The following is a 16763-nucleotide window of genomic DNA, read 5'->3' as shown; positions in this document are numbered from 1 at the left end:
GCGCCCGACCGATGTCAGTCACCGCTTCCGTGCCCCGTCGCGAACGGCACCCGGAAGCTACAGCCGGCCGGGGCCGCCAGCAGTGCGTGAGCGCCCCCATGCCGGCATGAAGGACACCGTCAAGATCGGCAACCGCCGCACGCCGCAATCCAGCCAATGGGTCGCTTACAAGAAGGAACTCAAGTGACGAACACAGAGCGGGGCCTTTCCCGTAGATCATTCCTGTCCGCTGCGACGGCCGTTGCGGCCGCCGGCGCTCTGGCCGGCGGCGTGGTGATGGCCGGCGCCTCCAGCGCCGGCGCCGCGACCGGCGCTGACGTCGAGTGGCGGATCAGCATGGTTGCAGGCAGCGGCCCGGGCACCGCTCAGCAGGGCTACGCCGCCATGCTCAACGGGATCAGGACGGCGATGGGCGCCAGGATCCCCATCGAGGGTGCTCTCCCGATCGACGTCACCGACATCAACGGGGCCCGCCGGTACATCGCCGTCGACCTGCACGCCTATGACAGTTCCCAGTTCATCCGGGTGTTCCTGCGCCGGTCGGACGCCTACTTCATGGGATGGCGGGCGGGCAACGAGAACGGTGGTGCTGTCACCTGGGGCCGCTTCTTCACACTGGAGGACACGGCGGAGGCAGGCGGGGCCTCGGCGCTGCCGGATGCCACGATCGCGAACACGGACACGCAGTACAACGGGCAGGCGGGCTACGACTCCCTGAGAGGACAGGGCGCATCCCGCGAGACCATGCAGATCTCTCCCGTCAGGCTCAACCAAGCCGTGCTGGACCTCCATAACGGTGCCGGGATCGACTCCAGGACCGCGGCAGGGTCAATCCTGCAGATCATCGTGGCGGTCGCCGAAGCCACCCGGATGCGGCAGCAAGCGAGGGACACCGCGAGGGCGTTCTACCTCGGCCAGGCGTTCGCCCTCACCACGGCACACATAGCGTTCCACAACAACTGGGGCAGGCTCAGCAGGGCGATGCTGCTGGCGGTCATGGCGGGCACCGCCGTCTTGGCGGCTCCTGTCGAGATCGCCGGCATCGTCATCGCGACCGTGGCGGTTGGCGCGACGTACCTCATGACGGTCCACCACTCGGACCAGGACACCAGCGGCAAACACCTGCTCGAGGGCAGCCTGCTGGCCGTCTCGCCGTACGGCGACGGCGATCACTGGACCGTGCAGGCCGCGATCGACCACGTTCCCAGCAGCGGGGCGAACACCATCGTCATCGAGAAGGGTGTCTACCACGAGGTCATCAGCGTCCCGAAGAGCAAGAGCTGGCTGACGATCAAGGGCGTCACCGGCAACCGCGCGGACGTCGTCATCTACAACACCAGATGCCACGGGATGATCAACCCGGCGACCGGCGCGCAGTGGGGCACCCAGGGCAGTGCCGTGGCCACCTTCAGGCCGCCCAACCTGACCGTCCAGGACCTCACGATCTCCAACACGTTCGACCGCGCTGCCCACCCGGAGATCAGCCCGTACGAGACACAGGCCGTCGCTGTCGCCGCCATGGGCGACCGGCAGACGTACCGCAACGTGGCGATCTGGAGCCATCAGGACACCCTGCTCGTCAAGGGGGAGACGCCCACGACCCAGGCCCGGCAGTGGTTCGTCAACTGCCACATCCGGGGCGACGTGGACTTCATCTTCGGCAGCGCCACCGCGGTGATCGACCGATCCACGATCCAGTGTCTCCCGTGGCCCAACGGCACGGTACTGGCGCCGAACACCGACCAGAGCAATGGTGACGGGATCCTGATCTCCAGTTGCACGATCAAGACCGACGGTGTGCCGAACGGCACGATGCACCTCGGCCGACCGTGGCTCAGCACCGCGGAGGCATATCCCCGGGCGACAGTGCGCAACTGCGATATCGGCCCGGGCATCGACGCCAACTCACCCTGGGTCGACATGATCCCCGGCCAACCTTGGACGTACAGGACAAACTTTCAGCAATACCAGAACTTCGGCCCTGGAACCAACAACTCACCGCCACTGTATGAAGGCTATGCGAACGTTTACACCGTCCAGAAGTTCCTGGCCGGCACCGACGGATGGAACCCGACCTGATGACCACAGCCGAGGTGACAGGCCCAGTGTCCGTCGGCACACTCACCGCCCTCGCGGCGCGGTGAACCACGGCGGGGCCGGGACGGCACGACGTCCCGGCCCCGCCGCCGCGTCAGGCCCGCGTCAGCCGAAGTAGTGCCCCGCCGCCAAGTCCGTTACCAGTCCGGGCTCTACGGGGTTCCAGTCGAGGCCCTCGCGGGTCAGAGCGCTGCTCGCCGGAAGGTCGAGGGCGAAGAAGGTGCCCAGCCAGCCGAAGTGGTCCTCGGTCTCCTCGGCCGGAACCGACCTCACCGGCACCCCCAGCCCCCGCCCGATCGCCTCGGCGATCTCACGCACCGGGACGCCCTCCTCGGCGACCGCGTGCAGCCGGGTGCCCGCCGGCGCCGACTCCAGCGCCAGCCGGAACAGCCGGGCGACGTCGAAACGGTGGGCGGTGGCCCAGCGGTTGGTGCCGTCGCCCGGGTAGGCCGAGACGCCCTTGTCGCGGGCGATGTCGACGAGGCGCGGTACGAAGCCGCCGTCCCCCTCGCCGTGCACGGACGGCGGCAGCCGCACGATCGACGTCCGCACCCCACGCTCGGCGAGCCGCATCATCGCCGTCTCGGAGGCGAGCCGGTACATGTGGGACTTCGTGGGGTCGCCCGGGTTGTCCTCCGTCGCGAGGACGCCCGGCGAGAAGGCGGTTCCGGAGCAGATGAGAAGGGGCCGGCCGGAGTCCACCAGCGCCTCGCCCAGCGTCTCCACGGCCCGCAGGTCGGTCCGGGCGGCGTCCGCCATGTCCTTGAAGTCATGGACGTACGCGGTGTGGATCACGCCCTCCGAGTCCGCCGCCCCCGCCCGCAGACTGTCGAGGTCGGCCAGGTCACCCCGGTAGACCTCGGCCCCGGTCTCCTTCAGCAAGGCGGCGGACTTGTCCGAGCGGACCATCCCGACCACCTCGTGCCCCGCGCCGAGCAACTCCCGTACGACGGCGGACCCGACGAACCCGCCCGCGCCGGTGACGAACACACGCATGATGAACTCCCCTTGACTGCCGACCTGTTGATGTCGGCCGGTGTGCTTTCAGCGTGCGCGCGGGGTCCGTTCGGTGTCCAAGACCTGTTCCGGAACGCGCAATGCGTATCAGGCATCACGGCAGCTCAGAGTGTTCGTACGGGGCTACGGTGCCCAACTACCCGATTACGCTGGGCACATGACCGACTCGCCGCCCGCACAACCGCCCGCCCCACCACCCGCCTCGCCGCCCGGAGGGCAAGGCCCCGATCTCGATCTGCGCCTCGTGCGCTACTTCACCGTGGTCGCCGAGCACCTGCACTTCGGACGCGCCGCCGAGGCCCTGCGCATCGCCCAGCCGTCCCTGAGCCGCCAAATCCGGAGCTTGGAGAAGGAGTTGGGCGCCCGGCTCCTGGACCGCACCCCGCAGGGCAGCCGTCTCACCGAGGCCGGTGAGGTGTTCCTGCCGCATGCCAGGGCGCTGCTCCGTACGGCCACCCGGGCCGCCTCCCAGACCCGCGCCGCCGCGCAGCCCAGCCGGCTCGTCGTCGGCTACACGTCGAACCTGATCGTCACCCCGGCCGTACGGGAGCTGCGGCGCCGGCATCCGGACGCCGACGTACGGGCCCTGCACCTGAACTGGGACGAGCCGAGCACCGCGCTGCTGGACCACAGGGTCGACGTCGTGATCACCCGACTCCCGCTCTCCACAGCCGAGTTGGAGGTGACCGTCCTCTACGAGGAAGCCCGGGTCCTGGTCGTCCCGCTCGACCATCGTCTCGTGGGCAAGGAGTCCGTCACCCTCGACGACATCGCCGACGAGCCGATGCCCCGGGTGCGGGAGGACGGGGCCTGGAACGCCTTCTGGCGTATCGATCCGCGTCCGGACGGCAGCCGGGCACCGGACGGGCCGCTGGTCGGGGCACTGGAGGACAAGTTCGAACTCATCGCGTCCGGGCAGGCGGTGGCCATCGTTCCGGGAGGTCTGGGCATGGAGCGGCTCCGCCCCGACCTCACCACGGTCCCGCTGGACGGCATCGACCCGAGCCATGTCGTCCTCGCCACCAGGGCGGACGACCGCAGCCGTCTGCTCGCCGCCTTCCGGAAGGTGGCGCGGGCCCTGCTGACCGGCGGCGCCACCTGAACTCAGGCCGCCGGCCACCCCGGTACCGTCGGCAGCACCTGATCGGCGAGCCAGACCAGTACGTCGCCGTTGGGGGGCAGGTCGTCCTGGCGCCAGATGGAGATCTCGTACGTACCGCCGCCGTCCTTGGGGTCCTTGGCGACCATGAGGTTGCGGGAGACGCCGCCGGGGCCCGAGGAGCCCTTGCCGTCCTTGAAGACGATTCCGAGGGTTCGGCCCGAGTAGAGGAACGCGGGGTGGCCCCGGACCTTTGTCCGCTCGCCCGATATGGACAGGAACTCGGAGTCGACCATGTCGGAGACCGAGATGTCCTCGGACTCCGTGAGCTTGATCGAGTAGCCCTCCAGCTGGACGGTGGCCTCGGGGTCGGTCGTCATGACGTCGGGATCCTTGCTGACCCGGCGTTCGTTGCTGTAGGCGCCCAGCGCGTGGTCGTTGGGTGTGGCGAGAAGCGCCGGCAGGTCCGGGCGGTTGAGCGCCTCGCACAGTTGCACACCTGAGACGGGCTTCGAGAGCGGCTCGTCGTCGTCCGAGCGGGAGCATGAAACCGGCGTCTTGTCGTCGGAGTCGGGCTGGTACTTCGCCATCACCCAGAAGCCCACCGCGAGGCATGCGACCACGATCAGAGCCGCCGCGACCTGCGCGCCCTCACGCATGCCCTTCTCGGCCCCGGCCGGTCCAGCCCCCGCTCCGGCCGCGGCTTCAGCCGACTTGGCCGATTCGCCCGATCCAGCCGATTCGGCGGATCTGGGTACGTCGATGTCGTTGGTCATGTTCCCCACCCCGTATGTCCCCCACCCCACGCGTTCGCGCCCGATGCGGCGCGCGCCGGGGGAGCCTAACCGTGCGATCTCCGGTTTTGGAAGCTCCGGAAGCGCTCCCGCGGCCGAAAACATGCGCTCGACCGGATGGATCCCAGCTGAGCATGACCATTTCAAGCCGTTGTTTTGGCATTCTCATGACAATGCGAGGCACGCAGTGCCACGCTTCTGCGCAAGTTCACCATTCCTTCACACCCGCACCTCCTTGCACCCGCCTGTCGTGCAGCGCTCCGGACCGGCCTCATCCCGTCGGTCCGACCCCCCACGTCGGTCCCCACCACAGGCCGACCGTCGCACAGAAGGAGAACCCGTTGCCCCGGCGACACCACCCCACCCTCGGGCGCAGACGCGCCACCGCCGCCCTCGCGATGACGACCATCGGGACCCTGCTCGCCCTGGGAGCTCCCGCCGGCTCCGCGACCGCGGCCCCGGCCCCGGTCGGCAAGGGCCCGGCCAAGATCATCGCCGTGCCTCGCGCAGGAGCCGCCGCCACGCCACTCTCGGCGGCCCGCCGTGCCTCGCTGATCAAGACCGCGCAGACCACCTCAGGCGCCACGGCCCGTCAACTCGCCCTCGGCGCCCAGGAGAAGCTCGTCGTCAAGGACGTCGTCCAGGACGTCGACGGCACCACCCACACCCGCTACGAACGCACCTACGCGGGGCTGCCCGTCCTCGGCGGCGACCTGGTCGTCCACCTCAAGAGCAACCGGACCACCGTCTCCAAGGCGAGCGGGGCGACCCTCACGCTGCCGACCCTCACCCCGAAGCTCTCCGCGGCCAACGCCGGCGGCAAGGCTCTCGCGGCCGCGAAGGGCGCCGACGTCACCGGCACCGCGGCCGAGCGCGCGCCCCGCCTCGTCGTCTGGGCCGGCACCACCAAGCCCGTCCTGGCCTGGGAGACCGTGGTCAAGGGTACGCAGCCGGACGGCACGCCCAGCGAACTCCAGGTCGTCACCGACGCGAGCACCGGCAAGCAGATCCTTGCGGCCGAGAAGGTGCACACCGGCGAAGGCACCGGCCAGTACGTCGGCACGGTTCCCGTCGGCAGCACCCTCTCGGGGACGACGTACCAGCTCACCGACGGCGGCCGCGCCGGGCACAAGACGTACGACCTGAACCAGGGCACCTCCGGCACCGGCACCCTCTTCACGGACGACAACGATGTCTGGGGCAACGGTCTGCCGTCCAACCGCCAGACGGCCGGTGTCGACGTGGCCTACGGTGCGGCAGCGACCTGGGACTACTACAAGGACGTGTACGGCCGCAACGGCATCCGCAACGACGGTGTCGCCGCCTACAGCCGGGCCCACTACGGCAGCAGCTACGTGAACGCCTTCTGGCAGGACAGCTGCTTCTGCATGACCTACGGCGACGGCTCGGGCAACACGCACCCGCTGACCGCCCTCGACGTGGCCGCCCACGAGATGAGCCACGGCGTCACCGCCGCCACCGCCAACCTGACCTACTCGGGCGAGTCCGGCGGTCTCAACGAGGCGACCTCCGACATCTTCGCCGCGGCCGTCGAGTTCCACTCGAACCTCGCCGCCGACCCCGGTGACTACTTCGTCGGCGAGAAGATCGACATCAACGGCAACGGCACCCCGCTGCGTTACATGGACAAGCCCTCCAAGGACGGCGCCTCCCGCGACAGTTGGAGCTCGACCCTGGGTGGCCTCGACGTCCACTACTCCTCGGGTCCCGCCAACCACTTCTTCTACCTGCTCTCCGAGGGCAGCGGCGCCAAGACCGTCAACGGTGTCGCCTACGACAGCCCGACCTCCGACGGTCAGGCCGTCACCGGCATCGGCATCGAGAACGCCGCCGCCGTCTGGTACCGGGCGCTGACGACGTACATGACCTCGTCGACCAACTACGCGGGCGCCCGTACCGCCACCCTCCAGGCGGCCGGTGACCTGTTCGGCGCCTACAGCCCCACCTACCTCGCGGTCGCCGACGCCTGGGCCGGCATCAACGTCGGCGGCCGGATAGCCCTCGGCGTCAACGTCGCCCCGATCGCCGACCAGACCAGCGGCGTCGGCCAGGCGGTCAGCCTCCAGGTGGACGCGTACACCACCAACTCCGGTTCGGATCTGACCTATGCGGCCACCGGCCTGCCCGACGGCCTCACCCTCAGCCCGAGCGGTCTGATCTCCGGGACACCGACCACCGTCGGCTCCAGTGACGTCGCCATCACGGTCACCGACGCCACGGGTGCGACGGTCACGGACACCTTCACCTGGCGGATCGCGTACATCTACGCCACCAGCACCCGCGTCGACATTCCTGACAACGGTCCCGCCGTGGAGTCCCCCATCACCATCGCGGGCCGCGACGGCAACGCGTCGGCCACCACCTCGGTCTACGTCAACATCGTCCACACCTACCGCGGTGACCTGACCGTCGACCTGGTCGGCCCCAACGGCACCGTCTACTCGCTCCTCAACCAGAGCGGCGGCTCCGCCGACAACGTCGACCAGACCTTCACGATCAACGCCTCGGCCCAGCCCATCAACGGCACGTGGAAGCTGCGCGTGCAGGACCGGGCGTCGATCGACGTCGGGTACATCCAGAACTGGCAGCTCACTCCCTGACCAGATCACTGCCTGACTTACGGCAGGCCGGTACCAGCATCAGCGCTGGTACCGGCCTGCTGCCGTCAGACGACGGCGCCGACGAACTCGGCCCAGGCGAGCGCCCCGACGAGGAGCACGGGGCCGTCCGTGACCTTGCTGTCCCGGACGGGCACGATGCCGGGGACTCCGTCGGCCCGGACGTAACGCCCAGTCCGATCGAGGGCGTCCTCGCGGAGATGGCCGCGGAGCATGCCCGGTCCGTGCGCTGAAGACCCGACTGCGCACTCGTCTCACGACGGGACCAGGTGGTCGTCACCGCCGATCAGGGCGAGGCCCAGCTCGGTGAGAGTGTGCAGAGTCGCGTTGCGATGCCGGTGGCTGGAGATCAGGGCCGCGTCGCGCAGTGCGGTGATGTGCCGGCTGGCGTTGGGTGCGGTGGTGCCGGCCCGGCGGGCGAGTTCGCCGGTTGTCGCGGTCCCGTCGGCGGCGGCGTGCAACAGGATGGCCCTGGTCGGACCGACGAGTGCGGCGAGGGCCCGGCCGTCGGCCGGACCGGCCTGTGGTGACGCCCAGTTGACCTGGTGCTCGATCGGATAGACCAGGACCGGAGGCAACGCCGGGTCGGCGAAGGCGGTCGGCGCGCGGCGGCAGAAGAAGGACGGCTGGAGCAGCAGACCACGTCCCTCGAGACGCAGCTCCTGGTCGACGGGGTAGTCGACCTGGAGCACCGGGTACTCCCAGCGTGCCGACGGATGCAGTGTGCTGAGTACGGCGTCCCAGCCCCCGCCCGCGAGCGTCGTGGACCGGCGCGACCGGTCCCGGCTCACTTGGGCCCGTATACGGTCCCAGTACGGTGCGAGGACGGCGCCGAAGTAGTCGGCCGAGGCGTCGGCCAGCCGACCGAGCGCCGACGCCTCGCCGGCCACCAGTTCGCGGCACCACGACGGAAGCCGCCGGGTGGGGTTGCGTCTGCCGAACTCCCGTAGATCCGTGTGGATCTGAGGAGCGGAGTGGCGCGCAGGGCTTCGATCCGTCCCTCGACGCCGCCACTGCCCACGGCGGGTGTGAGGAAGTCCACCGAGTAGCCGACGGGTGGCGCCAGCGCGGTCAGAAGCCGGGTCGTGGCCGGTACGCGGGGCAGCGTGTCCCGCATCCAGGAGCCGTAGACCACTCCCGCGTCCCGTCTGCGCAGCCGGTTCAGGCTGATCAGCAGCTCCCAGAGCGGGTCGGGCTCAGCGGCGATCCGGATGCGGGCCAGATCCTCGCCCGTGAAGTGGATTCGCAGCATCTCAGGCCACCTGAGCTGGGCAATTGCGTGCCAGCGCACACAAGTTCATGAAACTTCCCCCGTACTCGCAGACTCAGGACATCGGGTTCCTGGTCGAGTCCTGACCAGGTCATTTCCATGCGGAGTCCCAGTTGTGCAACCCGATGATGATATGTCATGTCCCCGTAATTACGTAAAGGTTGTCCTTTCATGCAGATGTCCGTCGTCAAGAAGTCGCTCGCCGTGGTGACCGCTTCGATCGCCCTCGCCGTCGGATTCTCCGGGAGCGCCGGCGCTGCCGCCTACGACAACCAGGACCCGATCGCCAGCGGCTGTGCGAACACCGCCATCACCGCGAGGTCGACCGCGATCTACGTCGGCAGCACCCGGGTCGGCACGATCGAGCTGCGCTACAGCACCGCCTGCCGCACCGTGTGGGGCCGGGTGCTCTCGACCGGTCCCTACGGCACCGCCAAGGTCAGCCGTACCTCGGACTGGGAGTGGAACGACTGCGCCAGCCTGTCGTGGAACTCCTCCCTGGGCCAGTACACCTGCTACACCGCGATGCTGAACGACGCGGGCGTCGAGTCCTACGCCATGGGCTCCGCCTCGGCGTCCAACGGCTTCAACTCGGACAACTTCGAGACCGGCCGCTACTGAGCCCGGCCGGGCTCCCGCTCCCGCGACTCCATCGACTCCCGCGTGCGCACGCGACCAACACGAGAAGGACATCAGGGATGAACCTCAAGAAGATCGCCGGCGCTGCCCTCGGCGTGGCCATGTTCGCAAGCCTCGGCACCGTGGCCATCGCCCCGACCGCGTCGGCGAACAGTAATTGCTACTTCATCCAGTACCACAACTCGGACCTCGCCCCGCACAGCTACTGGGTCCCCGACCACAACCTCTCCTACTCCCCCAGCAATCATGACGGCTGCGTCGTCATCCTGCAGCAGGAGCTGAACCAGGCCTACGGGGCCGGCCTCGCGACTGACGGCTACTTCGGCCGGAAGACCCTGGACTGGGTCAACAGGTTCCAGGGCGACTTCCACTGTGCCGGTGGTGTCGACGGCATCGTCGGGGCGAACACCTTCAGCTGCCTGAACTGGGTCACCGACAATTACCAGGCTTCCTAGGCTCGACCCGGAGTAGTGCCGTGTCGTCGGGGGGGGGCGGGAGTCAGCGCACGGCCGTGACGAACTCCGCCCAGGCGCCCGCCCCGACGAGCAGCACGGGCCCGTCCGAGACCTTGCTGTCCCGGACAGGCACGATGCCAGGGACTCCGTCGGCCACTTCGACGCAGTTTCCGCCGTTGCCGTCGCTGTAGGTGCTTTTGCGCCAGTGGGCGTTGCTCAGGTCGTACTCGCGCATCGTCTGTGATCCTCCGCCGCCGATTCGATCAGGGCCAGGGACGCCTCCGGCGACAGCGCGGCGGCCCTGATCAGATCGTATGACGCCTGCGCGCGCTTCACCACAGCCGGATCGTCCAGCAGATTCCCCGAATACACGGCTTCTGTATAGGCGGTTGGGGGAGCGTCCGCGAACTCCATGAGCCGCAGGTCTCCGGTCATGATGGCGTACGCCCCAGCTGAGTACGGCAGCACCTGGACCAGCACTGTCCGCTCCCGTGCGAGTGCCGCGATGTGCTCCAGCTGCTCGGCCATGACGGCGTGCCCGCCGACCGGAATCCGCAGCGTGTTCTCGTGCAGGATCGCCCAATACACGGGCCGTGTAGCGTCCTTGAGGATCTTCGCGCGCTCCAGTCGGCCGGACACCTTTTCCTCGATGTACTCGTCCGGCGCGAGCGGGTTCATGGCGATCGTGACCGCGCGTGCGTACGCGGCGGTCTGCAACAGCCCTGGCACCAGCGCGGGCGCGAACTCGGAGATCTCCGTCGCCAGCGCCTCAAGCTCCGCAGCCTTCGCGAAGTAATCCGCGTAGCGCTTGTCGTCGATGAGCTTGCGCCACGTGCGCTCGAAAATACCGTCGGTTTGCAGTACGTCGTCGAGCCGCATCGCCACATCCAACTGCGGCTTCCGAATCGCCTGCTCGAACTGTCCGATGTAGCCCCCGGAGACGAAAACCAGCGCCCCCAACTCCACTTGGGTTAATCCGGCCTCCTCCCTCCGCCGCTTCAACTCCGTCCCGAAGAACTCCCAAGCCGCCTGTCGCTGTGAACCATTGGCCATAACCGAACCGAACCCCCTTCGACTGCACCGCCGTTGCTGCGCCCAGAGCCTTCCGAGTGTAGGCACAGCACGTCATCGTAGAAGTGCGAAGAGTGAAACTCGATAAGTCAGGGGAGCACGGTGACGGCACGACAGACGGCACACTCGGCGGGCTGCGTCGAAGAGGCGGAGGAAATTGTGAAGGAATTGCGGATGGCGTTGAAAAACGCCGGGATTACCTTGCCGTCGCTCCGATTGGACGCGGCGAGTGTGGCCCGGGAAGCGCCCTGTCCGCTCATCGAATTGGGGCGCTGCAACGTCGAGACGGCGGCCCGGATCGCGGCGGCGCTGCGATGAACGACATGAAGCCGGCGGCACGGTCGGGGAAACCGGGGCAGCCGGAGATCGGGGAGTACGTCATGGACGGCCACACCGGGAAGGTCGGCGTCGTCATGGGGCACGAGGGGCCCTACGTCCAGCTCAGATCGTACGGCGGCGGCCGGGAGTGGGACGCGGCCCCGGACGGACTCCGGCCCGCCACCCCGGCGGAACGCCTCAGCGCGGCCACGGCGTACGCGAACGCCCGCAGCCGCGGTGAGGTTCCCTGACGGGGCCTGGCGGGTGAGGCCGGTCACCTCAGGACGTAGGACTCGTCCCCGAAGTCGGCGACGATCTTCAACCGTCCGCCGAGGGCCTGTACGTAGGCTGCGAGCGTATCCACCTCACTCCGCTCCAGCTCACCGCGCTCGATACGGGACACGAGGTGCTGGGTGACGCCCATGATCTGGGCGACCTCGGCTGCGGCCAGGCCGGCCCTGATCTTCGCAGCGCGTTCAGGGGTCGTACGTTCGGGGTCCATACCCAGAGCCTCGTCTGCGGGCAGCCCGCCGCCAGGCGAATCCGACCACGTTCACTGCCAAGGAGTACGGCCCCGTCCGAGGCCGCCGTTCCGTACGCGACAATGACCCCATGAGCCTGTTCCGTGACGACGGTGTCGTGCTGCGTACCCAGAAGCTGGGGGAAGCCGACCGGATCATCACGCTGCTCACACGCGGTCACGGGCGGGTACGGGCCGTGGCCCGGGGGGTCCGGCGGACCAAGTCGAAGTTCGGGGCCCGGCTCGAACCGTTCTCCCATGTCGACGTGCAGTTCTTCTCGCGGGGGAGTGAGCTGGTCGGGCGCGGGCTGCCCCTCTGCACCCAGAGCGAGACCATCGCTCCGTACGGTGGCGGGATCGTCACCGACTACGCCCGGTACACCGCCGGGACGGCCATGCTGGAGACGGCGGAACGGTTCACCGACCACGAGGGTGAGCCCGCTGTGCAGCAGTATCTGCTGCTCGTCGGCGGCCTGCGCACCCTCGCCCGCGCCGAGCACGAGCCCCACCTCATCCTCGACGCCTTCCTCCTGCGCTCCCTCGCCGTCAACGGGTACGCGCCCTCCTTCGGCGACTGCGCGAAGTGCGGCATGGCAGGGCCGAACCGCTTCTTCTCGGTGGCCGCCGGAGGCTCCGTCTGCGTCGACTGCCGGGTGGCCGGCAGCGTCGTACCCTCTCCTCAGGCCCTCGAACTGCTCGGCGCGCTGCTGACGGGCGACTGGGCGACCGCGGACGCGTGCGAGCCGCGGCACGTCAGGGAGGGAAGCGGACTGGTGTCCGCCTATCTGCACTGGCACCTGGAGCGCGGGCTGCGCTCCCTGCGCTATGTAGAGAAGCAGTAGCTAGCAATCACCGTAGGAAAGAGACGAGAGACTCATGGCCGTACGCGGAATCCTGGGGCGCCAGCGCCGCGAGTACAAGACGCCGGAACCGCACCCCTCCGGCGCCACCGCGCCGAAGCTCCCCGGCGAGCTCGTACCCAACCATGTGGCGATCGTCATGGACGGCAACGGGCGGTGGGCCAAAGAGCGCGGGCTGCCGCGTACCGAGGGTCACAAGGTCGGCGAAGGCACCGTCCTCGACGTCCTCAAGGGCTGCCTGGAACTCGGCGTCAGGAATCTCTCCCTCTACGCCTTCTCCACCGAGAACTGGAAGCGGTCACCGGAAGAGGTCCGCTTCCTCATGAACTTCAACCGTGACGTCATCCGGCGCAGGCGCGACGAGATGGACGAACTCGGTATCCGCATTCGCTGGGTCGGGCGTATGCCCAAGATGTGGAAGTCCGTCGTACAGGAACTCCAGGTCGCCCAGGAGCAGACCAAGAACAACGACGCCATGACGCTCTACTTCTGCGTCAATTACGGCGGCCGAGCCGAACTCGCCGACGCCGCAAAGGCGATGGCCCGGGATGTGGCACTCGGCAAGCTCGACCCCGACAAGGTCTCCGAGAAGACCATCCAGAAGTACCTCTACTACCCGGACATGCCGGACGTCGACCTTTTCCTCCGGCCCAGTGGAGAACAACGCACCTCCAACTACCTGATCTGGCAGTCGAGTTACGCCGAGATGGTGTTCCAGGACGTTCTCTGGCCGGACTTCGACCGCCGCGACCTGTGGCGCGCCTGCGTCGAATTCGCCTCCCGCGACCGGCGGTTCGGCGGCGCCGTCCCGAATGAACAACTGCTGGAAATGCAGCGGGACATGAAGGGCAACACGGGGGTCTGAACGTTCGGTGGGTCAGGGGATGAGCGTGAAACTCGCCCGGTAGACATAGCCCGGCATGGGGGTGCCCCACGCGAACCCGTGCCCCATGGTGAGGGTGCCTGTGTATCCGTCGGGATGGTCCACGCCGTTCATGACGTAACTGATGGTGTACGAGACCGTGGCCGGTGTCGAGCCGGACCACTCGTAGCAGGTGAGGATCTCCGGGAGCTCGTTGAAGTCCCTGGTGCCCGTGGGATTGTCCGCGTTGAGGAAGATGTGGCGGATGTACTGCGGGTACGCGGACCAGTCCTGGCACATGACCTCGGTTGTCGGGACGGCGGCCGAGGCGGCGGGGGTCGGCGCCGTTAGCGGAATGCCGAGGGCGGCGGCAACGGCCAGCAGGGCGGCGGATCTACGCATGGTCAGCTCCATGGGCAGGTTGGGTTGACGGGCCACTCATTGTGACAACGGCCGTCACCTTCCACAGGGCGGATTCGAGCCCTCTCGACAACGCCCGACAACGCCCAGCGGCACCCGGCGCCGAGAAAGGCGCCGGGTGCCGCTGTCGTACCCGTGGGGGGTTGGTCGGTGCGGGGTGGTCAGCTGGTCGTGACCGCCGTGTCGTCGATCACGAAGCTCGTCTGGAGGGACGTGTCCTCGACGCCCGTGAACTTCAGGGCGACCGTCGTGCCGGCGTAGGCCGACAGGCTGATCGTCTTCAGGACGTAACCGCTGGCCGCGTTCAGGTTGGAGTAGGTCGCCAGGGTCGTCGAACCGGCGGTGACCGTCAGCTTGTCGTACTGCGAGCTGGTGGTGGTCTCAGCCGTGTCGATGTGGACGTAGAAGGTGAGCTTGGTGCCCGTGCAGCCGCTGGGGATCGTCACCGACTGGGACAGGGTGTCGGTGTGGGTGGCGCCGTAGCCGTCGAGCCAGGCCTTGTAGGAGCCGGTGCGGGCCGCCTGGCTGGTCGAGTTGGTGATGACGCCGCTGGACGCGGTCCAGGTCGTGTTGCCGGACTCGAAGCCCGCGTTGCCCAGCAGTTGCGCCGAGGTGCAGGAGCCGCCGCCGGTCGCGCTGACCGTCCAGGTGAAGGACGCCGTACCGGTGGCGCCCGTGCTGTCGGTCACCGTGACCACGCTGCTGTAGGTGCCCGCTGTCGTCGGGGTGCCGGAGATGGCGCCCGTCGAGCTGCTGATCGACAGGCCGGTCGGCAGACCGGTCGCCGCGTAGGTCAGCGAGCCGCTGTTGGTGCTGCTGGCCGTGATCGCCAGGCTCACCGCCGTACCGACCGTCGACGACTGGCTGCCCGGGTTGGTGACCGAGACACCCGCGGTCGGCGGGGTGATGTGGCTGCCGACGGCGATGCCGGCGAAGGCGTTGCCCACACCCGCGTACTGGGTGGAGCTGGCGCCGTAGAGCGACGATGCGGCGTTCAGCGCGGCGGTGCGCGCCTGGGCGTACGTGGTGCTGGACGTCATGTACGTCGTCAGCGCCTTGTACCAGATCTGCAGCGCGGCGGCCCGGCCGATGCCCGCGACGGCGACACCGTCGGACGTCGAGCTGTTGTACGTGACGCCGTTGATGGTCTTGGAGCCGCTGCCCTCCGACAGCAGGTAGAACATGTGGTTCGCCGGGCCGGACGAGTAGTGCACGTCCAGGTTGCCGACGCCCGAGTACCAACTGTCCGCCGAGCCGCCGTCCTTGCTCGGCTTGTCCATGTAACGCAGCGGCGTACCGTCGCCGTTGATGTCGATCTTCTCGCCGATGAGGTAGTCACCGACGTCGGTGGAGTTGTTCGCGTAGAACTCGACACCCGTGCCGAAGATGTCGGAGGTCGCCTCGTTCAACCCGCCTGACTCGCCGGAGTAGGTGAGGTTCGCGGTGTTGGAGGTGACGCCGTGCGTCATCTCGTGCCCGGCCACGTCCAGCGAGGTGAGCGCGTGCGTGCTGCTCGTGCCGTCGCCGTACGTCATGCAGAAGCAGGAGTCGTCCCAGAACGCGTTCACGTACGCCGTGCTGTAGTGCACGCGCGAGTAGGCGGCGACCCCGTCGTTCTTGATGCCGCTGCGCCCGAACGTGTTCTTGTAGAAGTCCCACGTCATCTGGGCGCCGTAGTGCGCGTCCACGCCGGCGGTCTGCGTGTTGGACCCGGCGCCGGTGCCCCAGGTGTCGTCGGCGTCCGTCATCAGGGTGCCGGTGCCCGACGTGCCGTTGGCGAGCGTGTACGTCTTGTGGGTGCCGCGTGTGGTGTCGTTCAACTGGTACGTCGAACCGGACAGCGTCGTCCCGATGGTGACCGTGCCGCTGTACTGGCTGTTGCCGGTGCCGGTCTTGATCGCCTGGAACTGGTACAGCTTGGCGCCGGTCTGCGCGTCTGTGATGACGTGCAGCTGGCTCGGCGTGCCGTCGTCCTGGAAGCCGCCGATCACCGTCTCCCAGGCCAGCTTCGGCGTACCGCTGCCGGCCCAGATCACCTTGCGGGCGCTGTCGGTGGTGGCCTTCTCGGCGTCCAGCGCCTTGGCCGCGCCGAGCGCCTTCGTCTCGGCGGCCGACTTGGCGAACGTGGGGGTCGTGGACGCGACCGAGATGGTCCGCCGCGAGTTGAACGTGCTGCTCACCGTGCCCGAGGCCTTGGAGGCGGGCGGGGTGTGCACGACGAGGTCGCCGCCGAGAACCGGCAGACCGGCGTAGGTGCGCTCGTAGCGGGTGTGCAGGGTGCCGTCGGCGTCCTTGCTGACGTCCTTGACGACCAGCTTCTCCTTGGCGCCGAGGCCCAGGGTGCCGGCGGTCTGCGTGGTGTGCTGCGCCGCGGTCCTGATCAGCGCCGTGCGCTGGGCGGGGGTGAGCTTCGCCGGGACGGCGCCCGCGCGCAGCGGGCTGGGGGCCGGTGCGGCGGGCTTGGCGGCGGCGGGGACCGTCTGCACGCCGACGGCCAGGAGTGTGGCGGTGGCGAGCAGTGCGCCGGCCGCGGTGGCCTTGTTGGTGCGGCCGGATCTGTGGGGGGTGGTGCTGGACTTTCGTCTCACTCGAGACTCCTCCTGCGACGGCCGCGCCTTCTGCGGCCGGAAACAGAACCGGGCGAACGGGGGTGTGCGGCCCGGGATGAGCTGAGCAGTGCGTGATGTGCGCGATGTGCACGA

General features: G+C 68.5%; 19 protein-coding genes. 9 read left to right on the top strand and 10 right to left on the bottom strand.

The genetic code is table 11. The features are described from left to right. The first annotated feature begins 183 nt into the window (after positions 1 to 183). The gene (locus OG241_RS18780; RefSeq protein WP_405816662.1) at positions 184 to 2079 is read left to right on the top strand and encodes a pectinesterase family protein; all 1896 of its coding nucleotides are present in this window, start codon (positions 184 to 186) and stop codon (positions 2077 to 2079) included. A gap of 123 nt (positions 2080 to 2202) precedes the next feature. Here the strand turns inward: OG241_RS18780 and OG241_RS18775 are convergent, their stop codons facing one another. Beyond that, positions 2203 to 3093, bottom strand: a complete 891-nt coding sequence (locus OG241_RS18775; RefSeq protein WP_405816661.1) for an SDR family oxidoreductase — start codon at positions 3091 to 3093, stop codon at positions 2203 to 2205. A gap of 178 nt (positions 3094 to 3271) precedes the next feature. Here OG241_RS18775 and OG241_RS18770 point away from each other — a divergent pair, with 178 nt between their 5' ends. Next, positions 3272 to 4216, top strand: a complete 945-nt coding sequence (locus OG241_RS18770) for a LysR family transcriptional regulator (protein ID WP_405816660.1) — start codon at positions 3272 to 3274, stop codon at positions 4214 to 4216. 2 nt (positions 4217 to 4218) lie between these two features. On the opposite strand, the gene OG241_RS18765 is transcribed toward OG241_RS18770, so the two are convergent. Further along, positions 4219 to 4989, bottom strand: coding sequence for a DUF6215 domain-containing protein (locus OG241_RS18765; protein ID WP_405816659.1), 771 nt, complete (start codon positions 4987 to 4989; stop codon positions 4219 to 4221). 416 nt (positions 4990 to 5405) lie between these two features. On the opposite strand from OG241_RS18765, the gene OG241_RS18760 reads away from it, so the two are divergent. Next, positions 5406 to 7628 (top strand): M4 family metallopeptidase, encoded by a 2223-nt coding sequence (locus tag OG241_RS18760; protein WP_405826294.1) that lies wholly within the window; start codon positions 5406 to 5408, stop codon positions 7626 to 7628. Positions 7629 to 7693: 65 nt separating this feature from the next. On the opposite strand, the gene OG241_RS18755 is transcribed toward OG241_RS18760, so the two are convergent. The 3 genes from OG241_RS18755 to OG241_RS18745 are packed head-to-tail and all read right to left on the bottom strand — an operon-like array spanning position 7694 to position 8898. Further along, positions 7694 to 7861, bottom strand: coding sequence for a DUF397 domain-containing protein (locus OG241_RS18755; protein WP_405816658.1), 168 nt, complete (start codon positions 7859 to 7861; stop codon positions 7694 to 7696). Positions 7862 to 7900: 39 nt separating this feature from the next. Then, entirely contained in the window at positions 7901 to 8536 is a 636-nt protein-coding gene (locus tag OG241_RS18750) for an ArsR/SmtB family transcription factor (protein WP_405816656.1), read from the bottom strand. Then, positions 8434 to 8898 (bottom strand): hypothetical protein, encoded by a 465-nt coding sequence (locus tag OG241_RS18745; RefSeq protein WP_405816655.1) that lies wholly within the window; start codon positions 8896 to 8898, stop codon positions 8434 to 8436. The genes OG241_RS18750 and OG241_RS18745 overlap by 103 nt, the downstream gene beginning before the upstream one ends. A 189-nt stretch (positions 8899 to 9087) precedes the next feature. On the opposite strand from OG241_RS18745, the gene OG241_RS18740 reads away from it, so the two are divergent. Next, complete coding sequence (locus OG241_RS18740; protein WP_405816654.1) at positions 9088 to 9537, top strand: DUF2690 domain-containing protein; 450 nt, start codon at positions 9088 to 9090, stop codon at positions 9535 to 9537. A 77-nt stretch (positions 9538 to 9614) separates the two neighbouring features. Further along, a complete protein-coding gene (locus tag OG241_RS18735) occupies positions 9615 to 10010 on the top strand; it encodes a peptidoglycan-binding domain-containing protein (RefSeq protein ID WP_405816652.1) in 396 nt (131 codons plus the stop codon). A 43-nt stretch (positions 10011 to 10053) separates the two neighbouring features. On the opposite strand, the gene OG241_RS18730 is transcribed toward OG241_RS18735, so the two are convergent. Then, positions 10054 to 10245, bottom strand: a complete 192-nt coding sequence (locus tag OG241_RS18730) for a DUF397 domain-containing protein (protein ID WP_405816651.1) — start codon at positions 10243 to 10245, stop codon at positions 10054 to 10056. Next, positions 10227 to 11063, bottom strand: a complete 837-nt coding sequence (locus OG241_RS18725) for a helix-turn-helix domain-containing protein (RefSeq protein WP_405816650.1) — start codon at positions 11061 to 11063, stop codon at positions 10227 to 10229. The genes OG241_RS18730 and OG241_RS18725 overlap by 19 nt, the downstream gene beginning before the upstream one ends. 120 nt (positions 11064 to 11183) lie before the next feature. Here OG241_RS18725 and OG241_RS18720 point away from each other — a divergent pair, with 120 nt between their 5' ends. Both OG241_RS18720 and OG241_RS18715 read left to right on the top strand, forming a co-directional pair. Further along, on the top strand, positions 11184 to 11399 hold the full coding sequence (locus OG241_RS18720; RefSeq protein WP_405816649.1) for a hypothetical protein: 216 nt from the start codon (positions 11184 to 11186) through the stop codon (positions 11397 to 11399). Between the two features lie 62 nt (positions 11400 to 11461). Beyond that, entirely contained in the window at positions 11462 to 11650 is a 189-nt protein-coding gene (locus OG241_RS18715; protein WP_405826292.1) for a hypothetical protein, read from the top strand. A gap of 23 nt (positions 11651 to 11673) precedes the next feature. On the opposite strand, the gene OG241_RS18710 is transcribed toward OG241_RS18715, so the two are convergent. Then, positions 11674 to 11901, bottom strand: coding sequence for an XRE family transcriptional regulator (locus tag OG241_RS18710; protein ID WP_405816647.1), 228 nt, complete (start codon positions 11899 to 11901; stop codon positions 11674 to 11676). Between the two features lie 110 nt (positions 11902 to 12011). On the opposite strand from OG241_RS18710, the gene recO reads away from it, so the two are divergent. Then, positions 12012 to 12761, top strand: a complete 750-nt coding sequence (gene recO / locus OG241_RS18705) for a DNA repair protein RecO (protein WP_405816646.1) — start codon at positions 12012 to 12014, stop codon at positions 12759 to 12761. 34 nt (positions 12762 to 12795) lie between these two features. Continuing rightward, complete coding sequence (locus OG241_RS18700; protein ID WP_405816644.1) at positions 12796 to 13644, top strand: isoprenyl transferase; 849 nt, start codon at positions 12796 to 12798, stop codon at positions 13642 to 13644. A gap of 12 nt (positions 13645 to 13656) precedes the next feature. Here OG241_RS18700 and OG241_RS18695 read toward each other — a convergent pair whose 3' ends face one another. Together OG241_RS18695 and OG241_RS18690 are read right to left on the bottom strand one after the other, a co-directional pair. Next, entirely contained in the window at positions 13657 to 14043 is a 387-nt protein-coding gene (locus OG241_RS18695; protein WP_405816643.1) for a hypothetical protein, read from the bottom strand. Between the two features lie 179 nt (positions 14044 to 14222). Continuing rightward, on the bottom strand, positions 14223 to 16649 hold the full coding sequence (locus tag OG241_RS18690; RefSeq protein ID WP_405816642.1) for a M4 family metallopeptidase: 2427 nt from the start codon (positions 16647 to 16649) through the stop codon (positions 14223 to 14225). Positions 16650 to 16763: the final 114 nt, after the last annotated feature.

Origin of the sequence: Streptomyces sp. NBC_01390, assembly GCF_045040105.1 — a bacterium.
Classification (GTDB): domain Bacteria; phylum Actinomycetota; class Actinomycetes; order Streptomycetales; family Streptomycetaceae; genus Streptomyces.
Note: the sequence above shows the minus strand (reverse complement) of the source record. Positions and strands in the feature narration are given on the sequence as shown.